General features: G+C 47.2%; 41 protein-coding genes. All 41 read left to right on the forward strand.

Translation table 11 applies throughout. The features are described from left to right. Window positions 1-9: 9 nt before the first annotated feature. The 41 genes from ACESZP_RS10350 to ACESZP_RS10550 all read left to right on the forward strand — a co-directional run bounded on the left by ACESZP_RS10350 (window position 10) and on the right by ACESZP_RS10550 (window position 22,921). Window positions 10-249 (forward strand): hypothetical protein, encoded by a 240-nt coding sequence (locus tag ACESZP_RS10350; protein ID WP_499708975.1) that lies wholly within the window; start codon window positions 10-12, stop codon window positions 247-249. A gap of 13 nt (window positions 250-262) precedes the next feature. After that, window positions 263-772 (forward strand): hypothetical protein, encoded by a 510-nt coding sequence (locus ACESZP_RS10355; protein ID WP_418546530.1) that lies wholly within the window; start codon window positions 263-265, stop codon window positions 770-772. 55 nt (window positions 773-827) lie between these two features. Then, window positions 828-1,094: a DUF3310 domain-containing protein gene (locus ACESZP_RS10360; protein WP_055304131.1), complete on the forward strand. Its 267-nt coding sequence runs from the start codon at window positions 828-830 to the stop codon at window positions 1,092-1,094. Beyond that, the gene (locus tag ACESZP_RS10365) at window positions 1,048-1,611 is read left to right on the forward strand and encodes a hypothetical protein (RefSeq protein ID WP_147609126.1); all 564 of its coding nucleotides are present in this window, start codon (window positions 1,048-1,050) and stop codon (window positions 1,609-1,611) included. The genes ACESZP_RS10360 and ACESZP_RS10365 overlap by 47 nt, the downstream gene beginning before the upstream one ends. Then, complete coding sequence (locus ACESZP_RS10370) at window positions 1,608-1,949, forward strand: nucleoside triphosphate pyrophosphohydrolase family protein (protein WP_191229576.1); 342 nt, start codon at window positions 1,608-1,610, stop codon at window positions 1,947-1,949. The genes ACESZP_RS10365 and ACESZP_RS10370 overlap by 4 nt, the downstream gene beginning before the upstream one ends. After that, entirely contained in the window at window positions 1,946-2,506 is a 561-nt protein-coding gene (locus tag ACESZP_RS10375; RefSeq protein WP_499708976.1) for a hypothetical protein, read from the forward strand. The genes ACESZP_RS10370 and ACESZP_RS10375 overlap by 4 nt, the downstream gene beginning before the upstream one ends. A gap of 3 nt (window positions 2,507-2,509) precedes the next feature. Continuing rightward, window positions 2,510-2,902, forward strand: coding sequence for a hypothetical protein (locus ACESZP_RS10380; RefSeq protein ID WP_055304134.1), 393 nt, complete (start codon window positions 2,510-2,512; stop codon window positions 2,900-2,902). Window positions 2,903-2,915: 13 nt separating this feature from the next. Next, window positions 2,916-3,653 (forward strand): hypothetical protein, encoded by a 738-nt coding sequence (locus tag ACESZP_RS10385; protein ID WP_419055888.1) that lies wholly within the window; start codon window positions 2,916-2,918, stop codon window positions 3,651-3,653. Then, entirely contained in the window at window positions 3,640-4,056 is a 417-nt protein-coding gene (locus ACESZP_RS10390; protein ID WP_055304138.1) for a hypothetical protein, read from the forward strand. Before ACESZP_RS10385 ends, ACESZP_RS10390 begins: the two co-directional genes overlap by 14 nt. After that, entirely contained in the window at window positions 4,049-4,300 is a 252-nt protein-coding gene (locus ACESZP_RS10395) for a hypothetical protein (RefSeq protein WP_499708977.1), read from the forward strand. The genes ACESZP_RS10390 and ACESZP_RS10395 overlap by 8 nt, the downstream gene beginning before the upstream one ends. Beyond that, window positions 4,301-4,597, forward strand: a complete 297-nt coding sequence (locus ACESZP_RS10400; RefSeq protein WP_015554728.1) for a hypothetical protein — start codon at window positions 4,301-4,303, stop codon at window positions 4,595-4,597. It begins immediately after the preceding gene. After that, window positions 4,554-5,378: a primase alpha helix C-terminal domain-containing protein gene (locus ACESZP_RS10405; protein ID WP_499708978.1), complete on the forward strand. Its 825-nt coding sequence runs from the start codon at window positions 4,554-4,556 to the stop codon at window positions 5,376-5,378. The genes ACESZP_RS10400 and ACESZP_RS10405 overlap by 44 nt, the downstream gene beginning before the upstream one ends. Before the next feature lie 315 nt (window positions 5,379-5,693). Then, on the forward strand, window positions 5,694-6,281 hold the full coding sequence (locus ACESZP_RS10410) for a DUF6273 domain-containing protein (RefSeq protein WP_499708979.1): 588 nt from the start codon (window positions 5,694-5,696) through the stop codon (window positions 6,279-6,281). 183 nt (window positions 6,282-6,464) lie between these two features. Continuing rightward, window positions 6,465-6,632, forward strand: coding sequence for a hypothetical protein (locus ACESZP_RS10415; RefSeq protein WP_015554731.1), 168 nt, complete (start codon window positions 6,465-6,467; stop codon window positions 6,630-6,632). After that, on the forward strand, window positions 6,632-7,090 hold the full coding sequence (locus ACESZP_RS10420; protein WP_147567703.1) for a type II toxin-antitoxin system PemK/MazF family toxin: 459 nt from the start codon (window positions 6,632-6,634) through the stop codon (window positions 7,088-7,090). The genes ACESZP_RS10415 and ACESZP_RS10420 overlap by 1 nt, the downstream gene beginning before the upstream one ends. A 5-nt stretch (window positions 7,091-7,095) precedes the next feature. Then, on the forward strand, window positions 7,096-7,503 hold the full coding sequence (locus ACESZP_RS10425) for a hypothetical protein (protein WP_499708980.1): 408 nt from the start codon (window positions 7,096-7,098) through the stop codon (window positions 7,501-7,503). After that, window positions 7,503-8,993, forward strand: coding sequence for a DNA primase family protein (locus ACESZP_RS10430; RefSeq protein WP_499708981.1), 1,491 nt, complete (start codon window positions 7,503-7,505; stop codon window positions 8,991-8,993). The genes ACESZP_RS10425 and ACESZP_RS10430 overlap by 1 nt, the downstream gene beginning before the upstream one ends. Then, window positions 8,993-9,199, forward strand: a complete 207-nt coding sequence (locus tag ACESZP_RS10435) for a hypothetical protein (protein ID WP_499708982.1) — start codon at window positions 8,993-8,995, stop codon at window positions 9,197-9,199. The genes ACESZP_RS10430 and ACESZP_RS10435 overlap by 1 nt, the downstream gene beginning before the upstream one ends. A 2-nt stretch (window positions 9,200-9,201) precedes the next feature. Next, window positions 9,202-9,507, forward strand: coding sequence for a hypothetical protein (locus ACESZP_RS10440; RefSeq protein ID WP_499708983.1), 306 nt, complete (start codon window positions 9,202-9,204; stop codon window positions 9,505-9,507). Further along, complete coding sequence (locus tag ACESZP_RS10445) at window positions 9,491-9,673, forward strand: hypothetical protein (RefSeq protein ID WP_187115939.1); 183 nt, start codon at window positions 9,491-9,493, stop codon at window positions 9,671-9,673. Before ACESZP_RS10440 ends, ACESZP_RS10445 begins: the two co-directional genes overlap by 17 nt. After that, the gene (locus ACESZP_RS10450; protein ID WP_499708984.1) at window positions 9,651-9,887 is read left to right on the forward strand and encodes a hypothetical protein; all 237 of its coding nucleotides are present in this window, start codon (window positions 9,651-9,653) and stop codon (window positions 9,885-9,887) included. The genes ACESZP_RS10445 and ACESZP_RS10450 overlap by 23 nt, the downstream gene beginning before the upstream one ends. A 242-nt stretch (window positions 9,888-10,129) precedes the next feature. After that, a complete protein-coding gene (locus tag ACESZP_RS10455; protein ID WP_499708985.1) occupies window positions 10,130-10,837 on the forward strand; it encodes a hypothetical protein in 708 nt (235 codons plus the stop codon). Between the two features lie 439 nt (window positions 10,838-11,276). Next, window positions 11,277-11,564 (forward strand): DUF8033 domain-containing protein, encoded by a 288-nt coding sequence (locus ACESZP_RS10460; RefSeq protein ID WP_499708986.1) that lies wholly within the window; start codon window positions 11,277-11,279, stop codon window positions 11,562-11,564. Window positions 11,565-11,582: 18 nt separating this feature from the next. Then, on the forward strand, window positions 11,583-11,927 hold the full coding sequence (locus tag ACESZP_RS10465) for a hypothetical protein (protein ID WP_499708987.1): 345 nt from the start codon (window positions 11,583-11,585) through the stop codon (window positions 11,925-11,927). Beyond that, window positions 11,920-12,276 carry a hypothetical protein gene (locus ACESZP_RS10470; RefSeq protein ID WP_499708988.1) on the forward strand — a complete coding sequence of 119 codons (357 nt, stop codon included), beginning with the start codon at window positions 11,920-11,922 and terminating at the stop codon, window positions 12,274-12,276. Before ACESZP_RS10465 ends, ACESZP_RS10470 begins: the two co-directional genes overlap by 8 nt. Window positions 12,277-12,279: 3 nt before the next feature. Next, on the forward strand, window positions 12,280-12,543 hold the full coding sequence (locus ACESZP_RS10475; protein WP_499708989.1) for a hypothetical protein: 264 nt from the start codon (window positions 12,280-12,282) through the stop codon (window positions 12,541-12,543). Between the two features lie 13 nt (window positions 12,544-12,556). Beyond that, the gene (locus ACESZP_RS10480) at window positions 12,557-12,844 is read left to right on the forward strand and encodes a hypothetical protein (protein ID WP_499708990.1); all 288 of its coding nucleotides are present in this window, start codon (window positions 12,557-12,559) and stop codon (window positions 12,842-12,844) included. Window positions 12,845-13,412: 568 nt separating this feature from the next. Further along, entirely contained in the window at window positions 13,413-13,622 is a 210-nt protein-coding gene (locus ACESZP_RS10485; RefSeq protein WP_015554739.1) for a helix-turn-helix domain-containing protein, read from the forward strand. A gap of 125 nt (window positions 13,623-13,747) precedes the next feature. Beyond that, the gene (locus tag ACESZP_RS10490) at window positions 13,748-14,503 is read left to right on the forward strand and encodes a recombinase family protein (RefSeq protein ID WP_147567697.1); all 756 of its coding nucleotides are present in this window, start codon (window positions 13,748-13,750) and stop codon (window positions 14,501-14,503) included. 2 nt (window positions 14,504-14,505) lie between these two features. Beyond that, a complete protein-coding gene (locus tag ACESZP_RS10495; protein ID WP_499708991.1) occupies window positions 14,506-14,907 on the forward strand; it encodes a DUF5067 domain-containing protein in 402 nt (133 codons plus the stop codon). A 190-nt stretch (window positions 14,908-15,097) separates the two neighbouring features. After that, window positions 15,098-16,732 (forward strand): phage terminase large subunit, encoded by a 1,635-nt coding sequence (gene terL / locus ACESZP_RS10500; RefSeq protein ID WP_499708992.1) that lies wholly within the window; start codon window positions 15,098-15,100, stop codon window positions 16,730-16,732. A 197-nt stretch (window positions 16,733-16,929) separates the two neighbouring features. After that, window positions 16,930-18,387 (forward strand): phage portal protein, encoded by a 1,458-nt coding sequence (locus ACESZP_RS10505; protein ID WP_499708993.1) that lies wholly within the window; start codon window positions 16,930-16,932, stop codon window positions 18,385-18,387. 111 nt (window positions 18,388-18,498) lie between these two features. Next, on the forward strand, window positions 18,499-19,086 hold the full coding sequence (locus ACESZP_RS10510; protein ID WP_499708994.1) for a hypothetical protein: 588 nt from the start codon (window positions 18,499-18,501) through the stop codon (window positions 19,084-19,086). Next, window positions 19,086-20,018 carry a hypothetical protein gene (locus ACESZP_RS10515; RefSeq protein ID WP_499708995.1) on the forward strand — a complete coding sequence of 311 codons (933 nt, stop codon included), beginning with the start codon at window positions 19,086-19,088 and terminating at the stop codon, window positions 20,016-20,018. Before ACESZP_RS10510 ends, ACESZP_RS10515 begins: the two co-directional genes overlap by 1 nt. Window positions 20,019-20,036: 18 nt before the next feature. Beyond that, window positions 20,037-20,354 (forward strand): phage head-tail connector protein, encoded by a 318-nt coding sequence (locus ACESZP_RS10520; RefSeq protein ID WP_055304190.1) that lies wholly within the window; start codon window positions 20,037-20,039, stop codon window positions 20,352-20,354. Further along, complete coding sequence (locus ACESZP_RS10525) at window positions 20,351-20,758, forward strand: hypothetical protein (protein ID WP_015554745.1); 408 nt, start codon at window positions 20,351-20,353, stop codon at window positions 20,756-20,758. Before ACESZP_RS10520 ends, ACESZP_RS10525 begins: the two co-directional genes overlap by 4 nt. 46 nt (window positions 20,759-20,804) lie before the next feature. Continuing rightward, window positions 20,805-21,284 carry a hypothetical protein gene (locus tag ACESZP_RS10530; protein WP_147609146.1) on the forward strand — a complete coding sequence of 160 codons (480 nt, stop codon included), beginning with the start codon at window positions 20,805-20,807 and terminating at the stop codon, window positions 21,282-21,284. Further along, a complete protein-coding gene (locus tag ACESZP_RS10535; protein ID WP_055304187.1) occupies window positions 21,281-21,685 on the forward strand; it encodes a hypothetical protein in 405 nt (134 codons plus the stop codon). Before ACESZP_RS10530 ends, ACESZP_RS10535 begins: the two co-directional genes overlap by 4 nt. A 6-nt stretch (window positions 21,686-21,691) precedes the next feature. Further along, a complete protein-coding gene (locus ACESZP_RS10540) occupies window positions 21,692-22,117 on the forward strand; it encodes a phage tail tube protein (RefSeq protein ID WP_015554746.1) in 426 nt (141 codons plus the stop codon). 25 nt (window positions 22,118-22,142) lie between these two features. After that, complete coding sequence (locus tag ACESZP_RS10545; RefSeq protein WP_015554747.1) at window positions 22,143-22,472, forward strand: DUF5055 domain-containing protein; 330 nt, start codon at window positions 22,143-22,145, stop codon at window positions 22,470-22,472. After that, entirely contained in the window at window positions 22,466-22,921 is a 456-nt protein-coding gene (locus ACESZP_RS10550) for a hypothetical protein (RefSeq protein ID WP_499708996.1), read from the forward strand. Before ACESZP_RS10545 ends, ACESZP_RS10550 begins: the two co-directional genes overlap by 7 nt.

Here is a 22,921-nt window from a genome sequence, read left to right on the forward strand (position 1 = left end):
GACAAATTCATGGCAAACAGTAAGGAACTGACCGAACAGGTCATGGAACTGCATAAGAAGCAGACCGAGGAAATGAAAGCTCTCGAAGAACAACGTGAGGAAGCTCTCAAGGTTGAGAAGTACGATGAAGCCGCTGTTGAGCTTCACAATATGTACAACAGCTATATCAAGGCTGGTTTCACCGAGGAACAGGCATGGAAGTTGACGGAAATCGTCTTCGCCAACAGTACGAAAAAAGGATTTTTTTAAGGAGGACACTACAATGGCAAGAATCCCTATGACGAGCGGTTTTGTAATTATCCCGGAGGGAGAATACGTTTTCCGCATTTATGACGCAACCTATGACGAGGATTTCGGTCGTATCGAAATCAAGCTGGTAAACGCACAGGGCGCAACCCACACCGAGCGTTTTTCTATCAAGGATAAGAATGACGAGTACAACGAAAAGGCTCTGAACGCTTTCTCCTACTTCGCTAAGACGGCTATGAATGACTACACGATGGAGGACATTGACCCGGAACAGCTTATCAATCACTACATTCGTGCAGAGGTTGTTCACACCAAAGTTCCGAGCAACAAAGACCCAAACAAGGAAGTCACTTTCGCAAACCTCGGGGACAAGTCTCCGGCAGATGGTTTCGACACCGAGCCTGTCGCTCGTGCGCTCACTCTCGGCAGTGGTAACAATGCCGCTCCGAAAGCCGCACCTAAGACACAGACTGCTTCCGCTCCGGCTAAGACTGGACTGGATATTGACGCACTGTTGGGTTAAGCAATCAGCCGGGAGGGGCAAGTTCCTCTCCCGGATTTTTAATAGGAGGTGTCGCATGACAGATAATGTCAATCACCCGGCACATTATGAGACCGGGAAATTCGAGTGCATTGAGGTAATGCTCGAGACACAGGGCGTGGAAGCTGTTCTGAATTTTTGTCAGTGCAATGCTTTCAAGTATCTGTATCGTGCCAAGCGGAAGAATGGTCTCGAGGACATGAAGAAAGCCGTTTGGTATCTGAACAAATATATCGAATTGAAGGAGGGTCATAACTATGACGAAACGACAGTTGGTGAAATGGCTGGAAGCCAAACAGAGTGACGCAAAGGCAGAGGTCGAAATCCAGTACGCAACGGCTGAAAAAGCCTATTTTGCACAGAGAGACGAAGCTCTGAAAATCAATGAAACTGTGGACGAGGTGTTCCGTTTGATTTCGGAAGCTGATACGGTGGCGAACCGCTGGAAAGAAGCTCTCGAGAAGGTTGAAGGGATTGATACTACCTGTGGTTGGTACACCTCTTTGACAACGAAGCTCTCTGATTTGTCTGATAAAGAGAACATTCGTATGTACATTATGAAGGATTTCACGGACGGTACTGACGCTCTCCGTCAGTTGAAAGCAAAGCGTTCCGAAACCCTTCGTGAAATTGAGAAGAATTATATCAATGTGATTGCGAATGTGGAATCCATGAAGAACGCAAAGACGGCGGTTGAGTATCTTGAGAAGCTGGGGTTCGACCTGTCCGCTCTGATTGAAGCTGACAATCACCCTGTTACTACCGCACTCACTGTGGAGGTAGATACCAAGTTTCTGTTTATCGGAGGTGAAAAGAAATGACAATCAATGAGTATCAGACCGAAGCTCTCCGCACTGCGGCTGGCATGAACCACCCGAACAATGACGAGATTCTTCTCAACGGCGTTATGGGTCTCTGTGGTGAATCCGGCGAGTGTGTGGACATGGTTAAGAAGTACCGCTTCCAAGGTCACGAGCTGGACAAAGCTCACCTCGCAAAAGAGCTGGGCGATGTGGCGTGGTATCTCGCAGTTACCGCCCACGCTATCGGCTACGACCTCGAGACGGTGTTGCAGATGAACGTAGACAAGCTCCGCAACCGTTACCCGAATGGGTTCGAGAAAGAGCGCAGTCTTCACAGACAGGAGGGTGACGTATGACACTGGCAGAACGTATTGAGAAGTTCAATAACCTCATGGGTGACATTGTTCCCCCGGAGGTCAAGAAAGACCTGTTGGAGAAGGGATTCTTCACCGCTCCGGCAAGCACTAAGTATCACGGTAATTATGAGGGTGGTTTGTTCGACCACAGCTACATGGTAGCTCACTACCTCAAGAAGCTCACGGAGGAGTGCCGTCTTGACTGGCAGAACCCTCGCTCACCTCTGCTGGTTGGTATGTTCCACGACCTCTGTAAGATGGACAACTACCAGCACCCGGTCATTGCTGAAACTCTCGGCGGCGAGGAAATCAGAGACGATTTCAAGTGGGAATACGCTACGGACACTCTGCTCAAGGGTCACGGTGATAAGTCGGTTATGGTGCTGGCACAGTATTTCAAGCTCACCGAGGAGGAAATCATGTGTATTCGCTATCACATGGGAGCTTTCTGCGATAAGTCCGAATGGAACGATTATACACGAGCAGTGCATAAATATACAAATGTTCTGTGGACACACCAAGCCGATATGCTCGCTTCTCATATAGAGGGGGTGTGAGGTATGGTGGCAAGAATCCCGAATTTGGAGCTTCTGCTCTATAAGGCACAACAGGCTCTCGCCCATGACCCGGACTTCGTTCAGAAGATTGCCGAGATTAAGGAGAATGATAGCCGCAAGAAAGTCTACCTCGATTTCAGTGTTGAGTGTTTCTCACAGATTTGGGGTAGCACCTGTACCGGGTTCGATGTGACCGAAGCTGGTGAGCCTGTTATGGCTGGTTCGGCTATGACCGAGGAATACACCACCATCGTACATGAGAAGACCACAGATACCTACTGTGTGTTCTTCGGAGACCGCCCTTGCTACAAGGTGGATAACCCGAGCAACGAGTTTTACGAGGACATGATGAAGCGTCAGATGGCAAGCCTGTCTCGAGCCAAGAACCGCTATTAAGGAGGAGTGAGCGATGATTAAATTTGAGAAACCCGATGTATGGGGCTGGGAACACGCTATCCGAGGAATGAGAAATCCCCTCAATAGCTGGGAACGCTCCGACAGCTACCCGGCGGTTGACTGCGGCAAGTGTGGAATCATCGACCGAGAAGGTATCTGTCACCCGAAGGAGCATGACTGTACTCCGTATGAGTGCTATGCAATCGGTGACAATGATAAAGACCTTATGACCCGGCTCATTCGTGGCGGCGCACCTCACCGTAAGTTCCTTCGTCAGATTTTCGTATCGGTGGATATTACCGCTCCTCTCTATTGGTGGAAGGAGTTCGATACATACAAGGTCGGCACGACAGCTAATAGCTGTTCCACCATGCACAAGATACAGGCAAAGGAGTTCACCTTCGAGGACTTCTCCTGTGAGCATTTGGACGAGCCGAGCAAGGCGATTCTCGGTGTTGTGATTAACGAGCTTAACAACAATCGTGGCTGGTACAACGATTACAACAGGCTCGTGAGTGAGGGTGATTTCACCGATGTTGAGCGTAAGCAGTTTTGGTGGAACATGATTCAGCTTTTGCCCTCCTCTTTCAATCAGAAGCGAACGGTCACTATGACCTACGAAAACCTTCTGAATATGCTGGAATATCGCAGAGGTCACAAGCTGGACGAGTGGCGTATGTTCTGCGATTGGATTCTCACCCTCCCTCATGGTTCGCTCTTGAAGGAAGGTGTGGGTAATGAACAGAGCTGAACGGCGTAGGCAGAAGAAAGCCGGAATAAAGGTGCAGAAAGAACCCACTCTGAATCTGAAAGTCAGTGATTTCGACCACATGGTCTCTCATGCGGAGAAGTCAGCCAAGGAAAGAGCGACAGCGGCGGCAATCCACGAAATCGACCGACAGATTCTTGAGCATGACGAAGCCTATTCTCTCGACATTGACGCAATGGTGCTGTGGACGCTTCATGTTTACCTCGGGTTCGGTAAGAAGCGTCTCGAGAGATTCTACCGGGATATGTTGAAGGAACACATTCACATGAGGGAGGTCTACGAAATGGACGATACCTACCCGGAACGCTACAAACTCAAGGAGCTTTGCAATGTCGATGTGGAAGCTCTGAATAATGAATTTAAGGAGGTTATACACAATGTATAAGTTGAAGAACGTCAACGGCAGAGTGAACGCTCTGCTCCGCACCGGGAAGGACTTCGTAAAGAACAACCTCTCCGTGTCTGCGGCACAGCATATCATTGATACTGGTAAGCTGGTGGAATCTGACAACCCGGACTACCCTATCTGCATTGATGACCAGTGGTATTTCGAGGGCGTTGAGGTCAAGAAGACAGCAAAGAAAGCCCAGTTGAGTTCCATGTATGGGGAAATGAAGGAGGACAAGTAAATGAGCCGAACTTTCTACTCCGAGTATGTGAATCATTGTCTGCGATTCTATGCTCGACACGACAGACCGAAGTTCCACTCGGAAGCAGACAAGCATAACTGGGCGGCGTGTGACAGCGCACTCAAGTCGTTCTCCGATAATGACCGAGCAATGCTCCTGTATATCTATCGTGAGGGCGATACCGTCCCGGACAATATCTATCAGTTGGCGAAGTCCAAAGGTATCTCACAGGACAGCATTTGGAAGCTCGTAAATGAGCTGGAAAGAAAGGTGGCAAAGCGGCGTGGTTTACTATGACAATATTCCCGAGGAATTAAAGAAACTCGACCAGTGGGTGTGTGCGAATGATGGAAGCAAAGTCCCTATGAAAGCATGGGAGAACGAAGCCGCTTCCTCAACCAACCCGGAAACATGGTCTGATTTCGAGACTGCTCTCGAATCGTACAACCAGCACTATTACGACTACTGCGGTTTCGTGTTTGCGGACAATGGGTATGTCGGGATTGATATTGACGAGGGGTACGATGAAGACGGTCTTATGGGCGTCCTCGGGGCTGATATTGTCGGTAAGTGCCACAGCTATACGGAGAAATCCCGGAGTGGGCGTGGATTCCATATCCTACTCCGTGGAACTCTCCCCTTCAAGGGCAAGAACAATCTTGCTGGCGTGGAGATTTACAAGGCGGCTCGCTACTTCATTATGACCGGGAACACCCTTCTCTACCGAGAAATCATCGAGAACCAAGAAGCGATTGATTATGTTGTAGAGAAATACTTCCCGGAAGCTCGAAAGACCTCCGATAAGGTGGTTGTTGGGCGAGACAAGATATACGCCCCGGTATGGGAAGAACCTGTCGTGAATGGGCGTGTAAAGCTCCGTCCAGTATATCCAAGAATCCCGGACGGAAGCCGCAATATCTGTCTCACCTCCCTCGCTGGTATGCTCCACAATCAAGGCTACTCCAAGTCACAGATTTACGAGGAGCTGTTGTACGCCAATACGGTTGCCTGTGACCCACCTCTCGACCGAAACGAGTTGCGAACTATCTGCAACAGCGTCACGAGGTACAAGCGATGAAGATTAAATGCTGTAAGGACTGCGTTGCTCCGAAGCGACACCCCGGCTGTCACGGTGTATGTCCCGAGTATCTATACGAAAAGGCACTGTGGGAGGAAGAAAAGAAAGTCATTCGTGAGGAACATAGGCGATTCAGTGAGCTATACGAGCAACGCTCCGAGGGTGTGCGAAAAGCATTAAAACACAGAAGACGATAACTTGCACAGAAAAGATAAAAATTTATCTTTTAGGTATTGACATTCAATCTTGTATGTGTTATCTTATAATCACAGCAAGACAAAAACTTATCTAATAAAGATTAAGGAGGATTTTATCATGGAAGTTATGAGAAACATGACTATTGACACTGAACTGTTTGAACTGGGAGACATTATCTCCTTCACACTCACCACAGGGGAAAAGGTTAAGGCGAAAGCCATTCGTGAGACCCCGAACGGTATGCTTTTCATCACCGTTGACTGTCTCAAGGACGAGCAGAAAATGTTCGAGAATCCCGGCAGAGCCGAAAAGGTTGACTACGAACATTCCGACCTTCGCAAGAAGTTGAACGGAGAAATCTTCGAGAGCTTCCCGGAGGAAATCAAGGGTCGCATGGTTGGTATGCGAGTAGGTCAGACAAACTGCTTTGATATGCTCCGTATTCCTACCGAGCGTGAAATCTTCGGAGAGAACTCTTACGGTAAGGACGAGCCTGTATCTGTTAGACGCTTCTACGGCATGGAGAACCGCCGTGAGCGTATCGCTTTCCAAGGCTCGGAGACAGGTACATGGGAATGGTACTGGTTGCAGAATAAGGTTGAGGATTCCGCTTCCGATTTCGCCTATGTCGGCTACAACGGTAGTGCGTCCTGCGACGACGCTTCCAATTCTCTTGGCGTTCGCCCGGTCTTTCTCTTATCCTAAAATCTCGCCCCCTTGTGGGGCGAGTTCAATAAAGAACGGAGGTAAATGTCGTGCAGACAAGATGTGAAAACTGTAAGAAAAGATGTGTCTGCCACGCTTGCCCTCTACATAATCAATGCCGCTACGCTTTGAGGTGCAAATCCTCAAAGTGTTACTGCGGAAAATATAGGAGGTTATCAGAAAATGGAACAGAACAAAATCTGTCCTCTCCTCACGACTAACACTGTCGTAGACGAGAATAACACCGTGAAAATTGGCACACAGCCTGTTTTCTGCGTAACCGAGCAGTGTTCGTGGTGGTTGGAGGACAAACAGAAATGTGCAATCGCAGTTATGGGAGGTAAGAAATAATGGCATATTACATGAATAAGAGCGTCCCGGCGAAGCGAGGAGATATTTTCTACATTTCCAACTCCAAGTGCTACGCCACAGACCCGAGTAATACAGAGGGAAGACCAGCAATCGTTGTCTCCTCTGATAAATTGAATGAACACGCAGATGTTGTCGAGGTGGTCTATCTCACCACCAAGGAAAAGCGTCTCATGCCTACTCATGCAGAGGTGCTGTGCAAGATTCCTTCAACCGCTCTGTGTGAGACCATCTACACGGTCAATAAGGACAGGCTGGGCGATTTCGTCCGTACCTGTACCGATAAGGAAATGGAGGGTGTCAATGCTGGAATCCTCTGCTCACTCGGTATCGCCGCTCCTGTGGTCGATGGTGAGCCTGTTGACAACTCTGTAACGGTCGAGAGGAATCTTTACAAGCACCTTTACGAAGACCTTCTCAATAAGGTAATGGCGAGGTGATGGATATGGGTAAAGGAGCTGATATGAGCTGGGAAGACATTCAGAATGAGTTCGACATTATGAACCGAATGTCGTGCCGCCCGGTTGGGTTGCAAAAAGTCCCCGGCAATCATATTTTCGATGAAGACCAGTCTGTGAAATGGAACAGAGAACAGGTCGAATTGAATAACAAGAAGTATCAGAGTGAAGTCGCTCGGCTCAACACCGAGAAGAACAAGGCTCGAGATTCCGTCTACAATCTGATTATCGAAAAGATTCAGTATGAGGTGGGTCACAGGCTCTCTCGCAAGAAAGCGGAAGCCATTTGGAATCGTGCTCATGAGGACGGACACTCTTTCGGATTCTATGAAATCCGTTGCCGCCTGTCAGACCTTATTGATTTGACGATTACTCTGCTGGGAGGTGATAAGTAATGCAAGAGCTTTTCGAGACACGCAACGGTCGTGTCATTATGGACGAGGACTTATCCTCGAAGATGTATCTGATTAAGCAGTATCACCCCGAGAAAGCAGACGAGACCAGCTCCGGGTTTGAGTGGTCTGAAATGGGTATGGCAAACCTGTTTGGCTTGCTCTATTCTCACGAAGCTCGCTACTGCCCGGAACACAAGAGCTGGTACACCTATCACGAGGGGGCATGGCGTAAGGACGAGGGAGCAATTCTCGTGTCCGAGAAGATTAAAGATTTCGTTCGTTTGATGATTCTCTACTGCGGAGAAATCGAGGACGATGATACCCGAAAGTCCTACACCGGGTTCGTCAATAAGATGGGTGACAGGCGTATGCGAGATAGAATCCTCAAGGACGCAACAGGTGAGCTTCGTATCTCTGCTGTGCAGTTTGACGCAGACCCTTATCTCATTAACTGTCTCAATGGTACATACGACCTTCGAGACTTCTCCTTCCGGGAACATAGCTGGGACGATTTTCTCACCATGCAGACAGCATTTAGCCACACTATCTCCAAGACGGTTAAGTGTAAACGCTGGGAGAAGTTCATTAAAGAGGTCACACAGAATGACGAGGACAAGGCAGACTTCCTTCAAAGAGCTTTGGGTTATTCCATGCTGGGTATGAGCAACGAGGAGTGTATGTTCATTCTCCACGGTAAGACCACTCGTAACGGTAAGTCTACTCTGCTCAACACCATCGAGACCATGCTCGGTGACTATGCCAAGGTTGCCCCGGTCGGTATGATTTGCCGTGGAGACCGTCAGAAGGACGCAGAAGCCGCCAGTCCTACACTTGCCGGATTGAAGGGCAAACGCTTTGTCACAATGTCCGAGAGCAACGAATACGGCAAACTGGACGAGGAGAAAATCAAACAGCTTACAGGTGGTGAGGAAATCTCCGCTCGTGCGCTGTATCAGTCGGCAATCACATTCAAGCCGCAATTTACGTTATGGCTTTCCTGTAACGACCTTCCGATGGTAACGGACAAGTCTCTGTTCGCTTCCGAGCGTATCAAGGTGGTAGAGTTCAACCGCCACTTCTCCCCGGAGGAACAGGACACTCACCTAAAGGACGAGCTGTGTGAACAGTCCAGCATGAGCGGCATTTTCATGTGGCTGGTGCGTGGGTATATCCACTACAAGGAGCGTGGACTTGCAATGAGCGGTAGTCTGAAATCGGTTGTCACCAAGTACGAGCGTGATAACGACCTCGTATTGCAGTTCCTCGAGAACCGCTGTGAGCGTGTCCCGGAGGAAAGCTCGCCAACCGTTATCAAGGCGAAAGACCTGTACAACTCTTTCAAGATTTGGGCGAAGTCCGAGGGTGCTTATATCCTGTCGGCTCGTAAGTTCAATTCTGAAATGGAGCGTCACCCGGAATGGTTCGACAGGAAATCGACCTCGAGCGGCTATGCAACTTACTGTGGTTTGAAATTGAAGGAGGTGCTGTAATGACTTTACAGGAAAAATCAGAGCTGGTACGGCTCTTGAACCTATACCAAGCTGACCTTCTCAATCAGAATCAGAAGAATATTGAGAACGGCAGAACCGAGTATTTTGTTCCCGGCGTGAAAGCACAGTATGAACACGCCCGAATTATCAGCACGAAACTCTCTGTCGAACTCGGCAAGGGTATCAAATCATGGTGGGAGGTATAACTATGAATATGGTTTGCAAATGCGGTGGCAAGGAGTTCTTCACCGAGGAACACGGCAATCAGACAGGACTTTACTGCTCCGCTTGCGGTAAGTGGCAGAAATGGCTCAAGAAGGACGAGATACGACTTTTCAATCACGGTGTCAAGGTAGAGAACGCTTCTCTGTTGGAACGTCTCAAGGCTCGTATCGAGGAGAGTGCAATCAAGGTATCTACCGTCAAAGCTCCGCACACCTACATGAAAGCTGTCGGCACGAGGGAGCTTGAGAAGATTCTCGAGGAGGAGTTGGGAAATGAAGACACGAAATGACATACTTGCTGAATATGTCCGCAGTCGTTACCCCGAGATTGAGAAGACCTTCGACTTTGCCGCCTACTCCGCTGGTGTAGCTCTCAAAGAGTTCGGCAGATGTATCAAAGAAGCGTTCGGAGGTACTGATAAGGAGGTAGACGATGTTTGCGATTCAGAACATTAAGACCGGGAAGTTTTTGTATGGCACAGACTACCGATACCGCCCTCCTCACCAGCGTACCAGCAAGACGAAAATGCTCACTTACAGCTCTATCGCAGAAGCCGCACACGACTTTTGGGTTAAGAGGAAGTGCGGTAAAAATTACAGAATCGTTGTGCTGAAATCTGTTGAGGTTAAGCGAGTGATTGACTACTACGAGAGCAAAAACTTCATTTAACACAAAGCGGATAAGTATTTATCAAAAATGACATTTACCAAACTATCTGAAAAGGATTGAAAAACAATCTTTTCATAAGAACGAGTTATTCTTATTATTACAGTAGTTAAAGTAGCTGTTCTCAAGGTATTGCGTGTAACTTCCTCTATATAGAAAAATCCCTATATATAGAAGTTATACGCAAAAACCGATTTTCAACTACTTCTACTACTGCAATAAGAATAAGAAGAAAGGAGACCGAAATGGATATAGATAAACTGTTAGCAGACAGTTCCGAGGAGACTGTTGCGACTAAGGAGACTGTTTCCAGCGAGGAGAATGTCGGAACGAAAGCCGTTGCGACTACTGGAAAGAAAGAAATGAAGTCTAAGAAGAAAGGTAAGCCGAGGGGTGGCAACTCTCCTGTGATTGGTACGAATGGGTTCAACCTTGACGCTGGGGATAATGCGAAGTTTTTGAGCGTCAACATGACACTGTTCAATATGCCAAACATTGATATGGAAAGTGAATCGGAGGTTCAGCAACGACTTTCCGACTATTTTGCGTTGTATGCGAACGCTGATATGAAACCGACTGTTGCTGGTATGGCAATGGCGTTGAATGGCATGAGCAGACAGACGTTGTGGGCTATCACACATGACGCTCCGTTGGGTGGGCGTGGAAATTATAGCACGTTGCCGCCGAGCGTGACTGACACCATTAAAAAGGCGTACTTTTTGCTCGAAAATTTGTGGGAATCCTACATGAACTCCGGCAAGGTCAACCCGGTAGCTGGTATCTTCCTCGGCAAGAACAACTATGGCTACCAAGACAAGACCGAGTACGTTCTCACACCGAACCAGCAGAACGACAACGACTATTCCGCTGATGAAATCAGAGAACGCTACATTGCAAGCGACCAGCAGAAGCGACTTTCAGCAAGCAACTCTGACGAGGACACGAGCGACTAAGCGACTTTCGCTCACGCTCCGACTTTCCGACTATTAGCCGAGCGACTATCGACTATCGACTTTCGACTATGAAATTGCTCCGGGATTTCCCGGGGCTTTTTCTATGCAAAAATTCACGGAAATTTTCAGAAAATCAGCCGGACACGGCACTCACCTCTTTACCTCTTTAGTGTATTGAAGCAAAATGCACCCCGGGCGGCGTTTCTTCTATATAATGCGAATTTTTCGCCCGGTGCAATTCGTAAATTTAGAATTTAGATATTGACAATTCGTATAATAAGAATTAGAATAACAATAACAACACAAACAAGATAAACAGCCAACACGAAAAAGATAAATTTTTATCTGAAAAGTATTGACAAACAATCTTGAAAGTGTTATTGTATAGTCAAGGCAAGACAAGAAACAACACAAATAAGATTATATGGAGGTATTCAAAATGAGAAGATATGAATTAGCACCGAACGGAACACAAAAAAGTTTCTATGGAAAAGCCGTTGTTGAAATTGACAACGCCGGGAATGAAACGCTTTACAGCTATAACACCCCTATTATAAAGCGGCTTGTAAATGGTTCACTTGTTAGGTTGTGGGACGGTTGGAGTAACACCACCGGGAAACATATAAAAGCGTTTTGCGGTTTGAATAAAGCCGGGTTTATGGGGCTTGAACACGAACCAACGCCACAAGAAAAAGCGGCGGCGTATAACGGTACACTTTACAGATAAAAGAACGGAGAAAAGAAAATGAAAGTTAAAACCACAAGAAAAGCTATTGTAAACGGTTCTTATAATGTTAAATGCGCCGGGTATTGCGATTTGTCCCACTTGTTAAACAATCATTCACCCATTGCGTACACTTGCGGCGTGTATGGTTGGAATTTTGACGTTTATGAGGTTTACGGCGTTACGATTTGCACAGGTTATAGAAATATGCCGGGTGCAAGGCTTCAAAAAATTAGTGAATACGAGGAAAAAGCCCGGGCTATTTTGAGTTGGGAAGACAAACGCCCATTTGAAGAAAAGCAAATAGCCGTTGAAAACCTTTTGAAAGAATTTTGTAAATTGAACGGGGGCGTTATTTATGAATAAATACAGCTTTACGAACAACGGCAAAACGTGGGAACGTATCACGAAAAAGCAAGCCCGGGCGGCTTATAACAACGGTTTAACCGTTCTGTTTTGCCCGGTGAATATGCGCCCCTTTACGCCGTGGCATTTAGAAATTGACGTAAACAAAAATTTTGAAGGTTATAACGGTGTTTCTTTTGAAAAAGCCGTGAACGCTTTTGAAATTTATAATTGCACCGACAACGAAACAGGGCGTTATACGGCGTTTTATATCCCGGTTGTAACGGTTGACAGATTCACCGGGGAAACGCCCACGGCGTACACGTTGGGAACGGTCAAACAATATGATTATAGCGTTATGGAGGGTTGAAAAATGAAAAGATTTGAAAGTTTATGCAATGAGTACCGGGAAAACAAACGTTTAATTGAAGAATTGCAAGCTATGAACGATTCTATAAAATCAGATATTCTTGCAATTATGGGAAACGATGAAATGCACGTTGAAGGGGCGGCAAAAGCCACTAATAAAACGGTTGTTTCAAGTCGTTTTGATTCAAGCGGATTCAAGAAAAAATACCCGGATTTGTTCACCGAATACAGCCGGGAAACAAGTTATAAACGCTTTTGCGTTCTGTAAAGGGGGTTTTATTATGCGTAAAGTGTCCGCAACGGTTATTTATAAAGATAATACGCTTTATAATTTAACGGTCAATCATAAAGGGGTTTTAATTTCGTTGGTTGCATACGATGAAACAAGCGTAAAACACCCATACGAAAAACGCACGTTTCAAACAATGTATAAATCAGTATTAAACATACTGAAAAATAATAATTTCTATTGTGGTTATTATGAGCAATTCGGGCGGCGTTGGTATGATATTCAGTTTATCAATTTAGAAAACCCGGTAAATATTGAAAAATTCGGAATGGAGGTATAAACATTTGATAATTTTATGTATTTTAATTTTTCCGTTCGTTGTGTTAGCTGATTTATTAAAAATGAATAAATGATTTTACAGCCCCGGTTATATGCCGGGGCTTTTTTTGTGCGTGTACCTCCACCCGGTAAACGTAAAACATAATCAAGAATAGCCGCCCGGGTATGCGTGGCAAGCCTTGAACGCTTGTGAACGTGTCCCGGGCTTGTGTCGTTCGTGGGCGTGGGTGCATTGTGTCCGGCGTTCATCGTGTCCGGCGGCGTGGGTTGTTTGGTTGTTCGTGTCGTTGTGTCCGGCTTGCGTTGTGGGGCGTTTCCCGGGGCTTTTGTTCGTGGGTGTATGTTTATATGGGTTTACCGTTTCCCGGGCTTGTGGCGGCGTTTTCGGGGCTTGTGGGTACACCCCCGGAGGGGGATTGACAAGGGGCGAAACCGGGCGAGGGAGTACGCTGAATATTCTCAAAAAATAAAAAGACCCTATAAAAGATAATTTCTTATCCTATCAGTGTTGACAATCTCCCTTTCTCGTGCTATACTCGTATCACAAACAACATATAGGAGGTCAAAACATGGTTAAGAATAACATTGAAGTTGATGTAAAGGTGAAGCTCCTCGAAGCTGGGAAGACACAACAGCAGTTGGGTGAAGAAATCGGCACTACTGGACAGTACATCAACCGAGTTCTCAAGAAGAATGGTGGAATCGTGAACGATACCTTCGTGAAAATGATGGACGCTCTCGGTTATAACATCGTTCTCACCTACGAAAAGAAGGATTGAAGTAGCTAAAGTAGTTGAAAACAGCATTTTGCGTGTAACTTCCTCTTAGTACACGCATATATAGCAAAAGTTACCGCAATTTTTGATTTTCTACTACTTTTACTACTTGAGGAGGTGAATATCTCGTGAAAGCGATTGGTTATATCCGTGTATCTACTGAGGAACAGTCTGCGGACGATAAATACGGTATCGAGGTACAGAAACAGGCTATTTCAGATTATGCCAACAGAAATGATTTTGAAATCGTGTGCTGGCTGACCGATACAATCAGCGGTGCGAAGGACAATCGCCCGGAACTGGACAAGATTCTCTACAATGCAGACCAGCTCCCGGCACATGAAGCCGTGATTGTGTTCAAGAATGACCGTGTTGCTCGTGACACAAAATTGTATTTCTATTACTTCTACACGCTCGAGAAGCGGAATGTGAAACTGCTCTCTACCGAGGAGCATTTCTCGGAAGGTGACGATTTCGCCAACATCTACCGCTCTCTGCTGATGTTCGTTGCGGAACAGGAGCGAAAGAACATCGCTCTGCGTACCGGTCGTGGACGGTCTCTCAAGGCTCAATGTGGTGGGTACTCCGGCGGCAACAAGCCGTATGGTTATTACTGCGTAGACGGTATGCTCATGCAGAACCCGGAAGAACGCCCTATCGTGGAGACGGTATTCCGAGAGCATGACGAGAACCACACCTCTTTGCTGGACATTTGCGAGATTCTATATGATGGTGGGTATCGAACCCGAAAAGGCAAGAGATTTCAGCCGTCCACCATTCGAGGAATCCTATCTAATCGCCCCTTCTATGAGGGTAAGTACAAATATGGAGACATGGGCTGGGTACAGGGCGTACACTCACCGATTCTCCCATTGGAGGTGTAGATATGAAGAAAATGCTATCTATTATGCTTGCCGGAATGCTTATGCTGGCGGTCTCCGGGTGTGGAGCTGAACCACAACACAAGGTCTCGTATGTCAGCGGAGAAAAGCTCACTGTTCTCGAACAGTACGATTGTGTGGCTGTCTATACGCAGTACACCAACAACAGCTCCGAAACTGCTGTCCCGGCTGATGAAGTGTCGGTCAAGGCGTTTCAGAACGGTGTCGAATTGTCACCGCTTGTCCCGACAGGTGACAGAACCAACGGCTATGTGCAGTGCGATTCCAACGTACAGAGCGGCACGACCGCTGATGTGGTGTGGCTGTTCGAGCTTGACGATGATTCTACCGTATCGGTGGAGCTGTCCGGCGGCGAGAAGGTCGAAATCTCATTGACAGAGGAATAAGCCTATGTGGGTGCTGGCAATATTGATATTTCCCTTTGCGGTACTCTATGAGATTGTGAAAATGAATGAGCAGTCTCACCACAGAGGGAAACGAAAACGAAGAAAAAGATTTTAATGACGAGGGTGCGTTATCGCACAGAGATTTAATTCTCTGAACGGTGACGCACTCTCTTTTTGTTTGGAGGTATTTATGAAAGAGTTACTTGAAAAAATTCTCGGGCAAATCAAAAAGACCCCGGAAGGGGTCAGAGCCTATGAGGATTTATACCATATCTGTCTCGAGACACAGAAGACAGACATTCCCCTATCTGTGGAGTATTTGAAAAAGCTGTCGGACATTATCGAGAATCGGATTCCGCAGTCTGAAACGGACAAGGAGCTTCGCTCCCTGTTCATGCTTCACAAGAAGGTTCTGCTTGCCGCCGCTCCGTTTGATTTTGAAAGCTATCTGCTCTATGTCGAATGGGAACGTGAGCCGGACAAGAAGTTCTATGTCCCTCGCCGTGAGGTCATGCACCCTGTCGTACAGGCAATGCAAGATTTGATTGACGATAGGCTGGACTTACTTACGATTTCCATGCCGCCCGGTACTGGTAAGTCCACTCTCGGTATCTTCTTCCTGTCGTGGGTCATGGGTCGATTCCCGGATTCGCAGTCCCTTGCGTCCGCTCACTCGGGTATGCTGACACGCTCCTTCTATGACGGTGTGTATCAGATTATCACTGACAGCGAATACCTGTGGGCTGATGTGTTCCCGGGAGTAAAGATGGCGGCAACGAACTCCAAGGAGGAAACCATTGACCTTCACAAGAAGCACCGATTCTCTACACTCACCTGTCGAGCAATCAATGCTTCACTGACTGGTGCTACCCGATGTGACAAAATCCTCTACGCCGATGACTTGTGTTCCGGCATTGAGGAAGCTATGAGCAAGGAGCGATTGGATAAGCTATGGAGTGCCTACACCAATGACCTTAAATCTCGAAAAAAGGAAGGTGCGAAGGAAATCCATATCGCTACCCGATGGTCTGTCCATGATGTTATCGGTCGATTGGAGAATCAGTATGGCGGTGATTCCCGAGCGAAGTTCATTGTTCTTCCGGCACTGGACGCAGACGGTGAAAGTAATTTCAATTACACCTACGGTGTCGGATTCAGCCGCCACTATTTCGAGGATATGAGGAACAACCTTGATGAAGCGTCTTTCAAGGCTCTGTTTATGAATCAACCTATCGAGCGTGAGGGTCTGCTCTACGATGTGGACGAACTGCGCCGCTACTTCGAGCTTCCGGCAGAAGACCCGGACGCTATTATCGGTATTTGCGATACCAAGGACAAGGGTTCTGACTACGCTTTCCTTCCGGCGGCGTATGTGTACGGTAATGACTACTACATTGACGATTGTGTCTGCGATAACAGTTTGCCGAACATAGTTGACGCTCGATTGGTGGATATACTGCTCCGCTGTAAGGTCAAAATGTGCCGTTTCGAGAGCAATTCCGCTGGTGGTCGTGTTGCCGAAAAGGTGCAGAATGAGGTCAAGAAGCGTGGCGGTATCACTCGCATTACGACCAAGTTCACTACTGCCAATAAGGAGACAAAAATCATCGTCAACAGTGCATGGGTCAAGGAACACTGTCTGTTCAAAGACGATAGCCTGTATAAACGTCAGAGTGATTATGGTCGCATGATGGATATGCTCGGCTCTTACACTGTGGCTGGTAAAAACAAGCACGATGATGTTCCCGATGGTATGGCTATGCTGGCAGAGTTCGCACAAAGTCTGTCCGGCGCAAGGGTTGAGGTATTTCAGAGACCGTGGTAACACAGGTCGTATGAGTTATCCACACTTTCCACATAATTATCAACATATAGTGTGTTAGCGTATTGACTTCTACTATATCTTGTGGTATTATGATATGGTAAAAAGAACGAGTTTGAATGGGTGCATGATTGCACGAGGTAATTTAGACCTCAAGCAGTCATGCACCCATTTTTTGTATGCAGAAAGGAGGAAGGAACGTGGAACATCAAATTGACGAGAGCAAGCCGAAGTATCTAAGTCAGACACGATTTATGAGCGGTCGGCGCATTATCAAGACCAGCGTGACAGAAATCACGGACGAAAACGTGGTCGATGTTCTCCGTAAGGCTCTTGCTACTCACGATTTGAACCGCAGTGAGATTGACTACCTGTGGAAGTATTACCGTGGAGACCAGCCAATCAGAAACCGTGTCAAAGACGTTCGCCCCGAAATCTGCAATAAGATTACCGAAAATCGTGCAAACGAAATCGTGTCCTTCAAGGTTGGGTATCTGTGTGGCGAGCCGATTCAGTATGTCAGCCGTAATGGTGGCGAGGAAATCGTAAAGCAGATTAACACCCTCAACGAGTATATGTTCGCAGAGGACAAAGCCGCTCAAGACCAAGAGCTTGTTGAGTGGCAGATGATTTGTGGTACGGCGTTCCGTCTTGTCCTTCCCGATGAACCGGGTGAGGAAGACGAAGCTCCTTTTGAGCTTTACACTCTCGACCCGAGAGACACCTTCGTTGTGTATTCAAACGAAATCGGTAACAAGCCGCTGATGGCGGTTAAGTACAGCAAGGACGATAACGAGATTTTCCACTACTCGATTTACACCGAGAATCGCTATTACCTCGTGGACGGAGACATTTTGGTGGAATCCAAACCTCATGCCCTCGACATGATTCCGATTATCGAGTACCCGGGAAACAATGCTCGTCTCGGTTCTTTTGAGATTGTGCTTCCTCTACTGGACGCAATCAACAATGTGGAAAGTAACCGTATGGACGGTATGGAGCAGTTGGTACAGGCTTTTATTAAGTTCATTAACTGCGACATTACCAAGGAGGAATACGAGGAGTTCTTACAGCTCGGCGCAATCAAGGTGAAGTCCGTGGACGGACAAGCCGCTGATGTTGGTGTAGTCACCACAGAGCTGAATCAGACACAATCGCAGACCCTCAAGGACGATTACTACAACGCAATGCTCACTATCTGCGGTATGCCGAACCGTAACGGCGGTTCTTCCACGAGTGATACTGGTTCTGCCGTGTTGCTCCGTGATGGTTGGTCTGACGCAGAAGCTCGAGCAAAGGACAGCGAGAATGTCTTCAAGCGAGCAGAAAAGAAAATGCTCAAGCTGGTTCTTCGTATCTGTCGAGACCTCGGCGGTCTCACGCTCAAGTTGAGTGATATTGATATGAAGTTTACTCGCCGTAACTACGAAGCCATTCAGAGTAAATCTCAAGTCCTTATCTCCATGCTCCAAGAGCCTAAGATTCACCCACAGTTGGCGTTCCAGCATAGTGGAATGTTCTCTGACGCTGAATCTGCTTACACCATGAGCATGAAGTATTACGAGGAGCAACAGGAGAAAGCCGCTGAACTGGCTAAGAAGACCACTCTCGATGATTCCGGGGACGATGATAATGACCCGGACAATAACGATATTTAAGCGGTAAGCCGCTGTGAATATAGGCAGAGAAGCCTTAAATCGCAATAGTCAGAGAAGACTTAAACCGCAAACATTGTCACAGAAGACATTAAAAGACAGGAGGATTTCAACATGGCAAAAATTGACATTAGCAAGATTGACGGCTATGCCGACATGACCCCGGAACAGAAAATTGCCGCTCTTGAAGCGTTCGAGACAGAAGACCCCGATTACAGCGGATATGTAAAGAAGGATATTTTCGATAAGACAGCTTCCGAGCTTGCGGCTAAGAAGAAGGAGCTGAATGAAAAGCTCACCGAGGACGAGCAGAAAAAGCAGAAGGAACAGGAGGAACGTGAGGAGTTACAGTCCAAGTACGACAAACTGCTCCGTGAAAGCGAAGTTTCCAAGTTCAAGGCAAAGTTGCTCGGCATGGGTTACGAGGAGAAGCTGGCTGACGCTACCGCAGAAGCAATGGCTGATGGTGATACCGAGAAGGTCTTCGCCAATCAGAAGAAACATCTTGAGAATGTCGAGAAGAAGGTTCGTGCGGAAGCCCTTAAAGATACACCGAAACCGACCCCGGACGGAGATTCCAAGATTATGACCCTTGAGAAGTTCCGTAAGCTGTCTCCACAGGAGAAATATGATTATTCTGTGAAGAATCCCGAGGACTACAAAGCCCTCTACACCAATAACGATACAGGAGGTAATGAGTAATGGCTCATAAGATTTATGACAACTTCTTCCTCTCCAATGAGGTTGAAGACCAGTTCAATTCCCACCTCGATTTACAGCAGTTCTGTACTGTTGATAACTCTCTTGTGGGTACTGCTGGTATGATTCGCAAGATTAACGTCTACAAGGCTACCAACGGCACTGAAAAGCTCGGTATGGGCGAAGGTAATACCAAGTCCATCGAGGTTTCTTACACTCCGGAGGAGTACAAGATTCTCATGGCACAGAACAAGTTCGAGTATTATGACGAACAGGAAATGACCGACCCTATGCTCGTTCCTGTCGGCACTCGTCACATGGGTACTGACCTGTTCAACACTGTGAATGGTGACATTTACGGTGAGTTCAAGAAGGCTACCATGGTTGTTCTTGTAGAGAAGTTCAACTTCGCCGCTTTCGTGGACGCTGTTGCAAGTCTGAACATCGAAAGCACTGACAATCAGCCGGAGAAGGTCGCTCCGCAGACGTTCGCTTTCATCAATGGTGCTGACACTGCCGAGCTTCGTAAGAATCTCGCAGAAGACCTCAAGTATGTGGAAGCATACGCACGTTCCGGCTATGTAGGTACTGTCGCTGGTGTGAACATTTACACCAAGAAGGACGCTACTAAGGGTACTGTCGTAGTTGCTACTCGACAGGCTGTAACGATTTTCAACAAGAAGGGTGTTGAAATCGAACAGGAGCGTGACGCAGACCATCGTAAGAATGATATTTACTCTCGTAAGTATTATCTTGCCGCTCTGACTGACGCTACTAAGGCTGTCAAGGTTTGCAAGGGTACGGCTAAGGTCACTACCGACACTACCGTACAGAAGGAAAAGGTCTACTACGCTAAGACCGACAACGGATACATCGTTGGTACTCCTAAGTCTGACCCTAAGACCGAAGGTTTTTACGAGATTACTTTTGCCTAAGTAAAGGAGGTGGACAACATGACCGAGGAAGAAAAGCTGATTGCTCTCAAAGCGATGGTCGGTGGTTCGGACAGTGACGAAGTGCTGTCCACCTATCTTAAACTGGCTGGTCGTAAAATCATCAATCGAGCATATCCGTATGATTCCAGCGTAACGGAAGTTCCGGCACAGTATGACACTCTCCAATGCGAGATTGCCGCTTATATGCTGAACAAGCGTGGTGCGGAGGGTCAGACCTCTCATTCCGAGAACGGTATCTCCCGAAGCTATGAAAATGCTGATATTCCTTCCTCAATGCTCAAGGTGGTTACTCCTCATGTGGGGGTGATTAAATGAGAATGATGGAACGAAACAAGAGCAAATTCTTCTACGCTCTGTACAAAGAGAAAGTCCCTAAGACGGACGAATACGGAAATGTTACAGGGGAATATGAAATCATTCGAGACAACCCGGTAGAGTTCTCCGCTAATATCTCTGCCGCCAAGGGTGAAACAAGCACCCGACAGTTTGGAGAAAGCGAGAGCTATGACAAGGTAATTGTCATGGGGACGGACGCTCCCCCTATTGACGAGTACACAGTGCTATGGGTCGATAAAACGCCACAGGTTGATGAAACCGGGGCTTTGGTTACGAACGATGATGGTGAGGTCATTACTCCTCACGATTATATCGTCAAGAAGGTAGCCAAGAGCTTGAACAGCGTATCGGTTGCGATAAGCAAGGTGACTGTCAGTGGGTAGAAAAGTTATCTCATTCGGATTGTCAACGAGTGAAATCAACCGAGCTATGAAAGAGCTGGCTGATTACAAACAAGAAATCCTTAGAAAAACAGAACTCCTCCGAGAGAAAGTAGCCGAGCGGCTGGCTGATGAAGCGAAAAGCGGATTCAGCGGTGCAATCGTTGACGAGCTTATTCTCAAAGGAGGGCAAACTTCTCCACGATACGCACAAGTCGATGTGTCGGTTGACAATCGAGGGTCGGTTACTGTCGTTGTCGCAAGTGGTGAAGACGCTGTATGGGTTGAGTTTGGTGCTGGTGTCTATCATAATGGCTCTCCCGGTTCGTCCCCTCACCCTCACGGTGCGGAACTGGGAATGACAATCGGTGGATTCGGTAAGGGTAACGGCAAGAAAGAAGTTTGGGGATTCTACGAAAATGGCGAATTGAAGCTGTCTCGTGGTACTCCGGCTCGTATGCCGATGGCTCTTGCAATCACCACCGTTTGCAATGATATTCAGTCTATCGCAAAGGAGGTGTTCGGGTGATTGACATTGAGACAGAGGTATTCAGTATCGTGTCCGCAGAGGTGCGAAAGAAATACCCGAAAATCTATATGACTGGCGAATATGTCAAGTCTCCACCTTCCTTCCCTTGTGTCTCTCTCATTGAGACAGACAATCAAGTTTATCGAAACACTCGAGATTCCGGGTGTATCGAAAACCACGCACAGGTGCTTTACGAGGTCAATGTCTACTCTAACAAAACGAGTGGCAAGAAGACTGAATGTAAAGCAATCATCGCTCTCATTGATTCCAAGATGGAAGCACTCGGTTTCACACGAACCCTTATGAACCCTGTTCCCAACGAGGAAGACGCAACGGTTTACAGAATGGTGGCTCGATACAGGGCTATCGTCTCTAAAAACAAAACTATTTATAGGAGGTAAACAAGCATGGCTATTAGCACTTACAAGATTTTTCTCATGCAGAAGAACACTTCCGCATGGGAGAAGCTGATTGACATTAAGGAGTTTCCCGACCTCGGCGGTGCGCCGGAAATGCTGGAAACTACTACTCTGTCTGACAAAATGCAGACTTACATTCCGGGTATTCAGTCCCTCGATTCTCTTGAGTTCACTGCGAACTATACTCTCGAGGAGTACAAGAAGCTGAAAGCACTGGAAGGTACAGAGAAGGAGTTCGCCGTTTGGTTCGGTGGTACGGAAGCTGGCGATACCGTCACTCCTACTGGTGACAGCGGTAAGTTCAAGTTCAAAGGCTCTCTGTCTGTTTATGCTAACGGCGGCGGCACGAATGAGGTTGTCGAAATGACTATCACTATCGCTCCGTCCACTGTTATTAGCATGGACGCAGAGTAAGGAAAAATAAGGAGGATAAATCATCATGGCAAAGCAGTTGAAATTCACTTTCAAGGATAAAGAATATGTCCTTGAGTTCACTCGCAGAACGGTTACGGAAATGGAGAAGAAGGGCTTCGTTGCGGCAGAGGTCGAGAACAAGCCTATGTCTACTCTCCCGGCACTGTTTGAAGGTGCGTTCCTCGCACATCATCGTTTCGAGAAGAAGGAAGTTATCAACGAAATCTTCTCCCACATGACGAACAAGGAGGAGCTTATCGGTAAGCTGGCAGAAATGTACAACGAGCCGATTATGGCACTGGTCGAAGAACCCGAGGAATCCGAGGGAAACGTAAGCTGGACAGCGAGTTGGTAAGTGATTCGCTGTTGACAGATGAATCCGCTAACAAGGGGAGCGAGCGTGAGAATCGCTCTGCTCCCCCTTCTTATTCGGAGATTTTTCTCGCAAAGTTCCCCTATTACTTATCAATAGGCATGACGGAAGAACAATACTGGGATAGAGATTCCACTCTCGTGAAGTCCTACCGCAAAGCGGAGAAGCTTCGCAAAGAGAGGGTCAATCAAGAAATGTGGTTACAGGGTATGTATATCTATGACGCAATTTCTCGTCTGTCTCCGATTCTTCGTGCTTTCGCCAAAAAGGGAACGAAAGCCCAACCTTATGTTGAGGAAGCATACCCCATCAATAAAAAGACGGTGGAGGAAGCAGAACTCAAGAAGGAAAAGGCTAAGTCTGAAAAGGGTCTGCGCTATATGCAAGCGTATATGGTACAGGCAAATAAGCAGTTACAAGAAAGGAAGTGA

Origin of the sequence: Candidatus Dorea massiliensis AP6, from assembly GCF_964245105.1 — a bacterium.
In the GTDB taxonomy this organism is placed as follows: domain Bacteria; phylum Bacillota; class Clostridia; order Lachnospirales; family Lachnospiraceae; genus Laedolimicola; species Laedolimicola intestinihominis.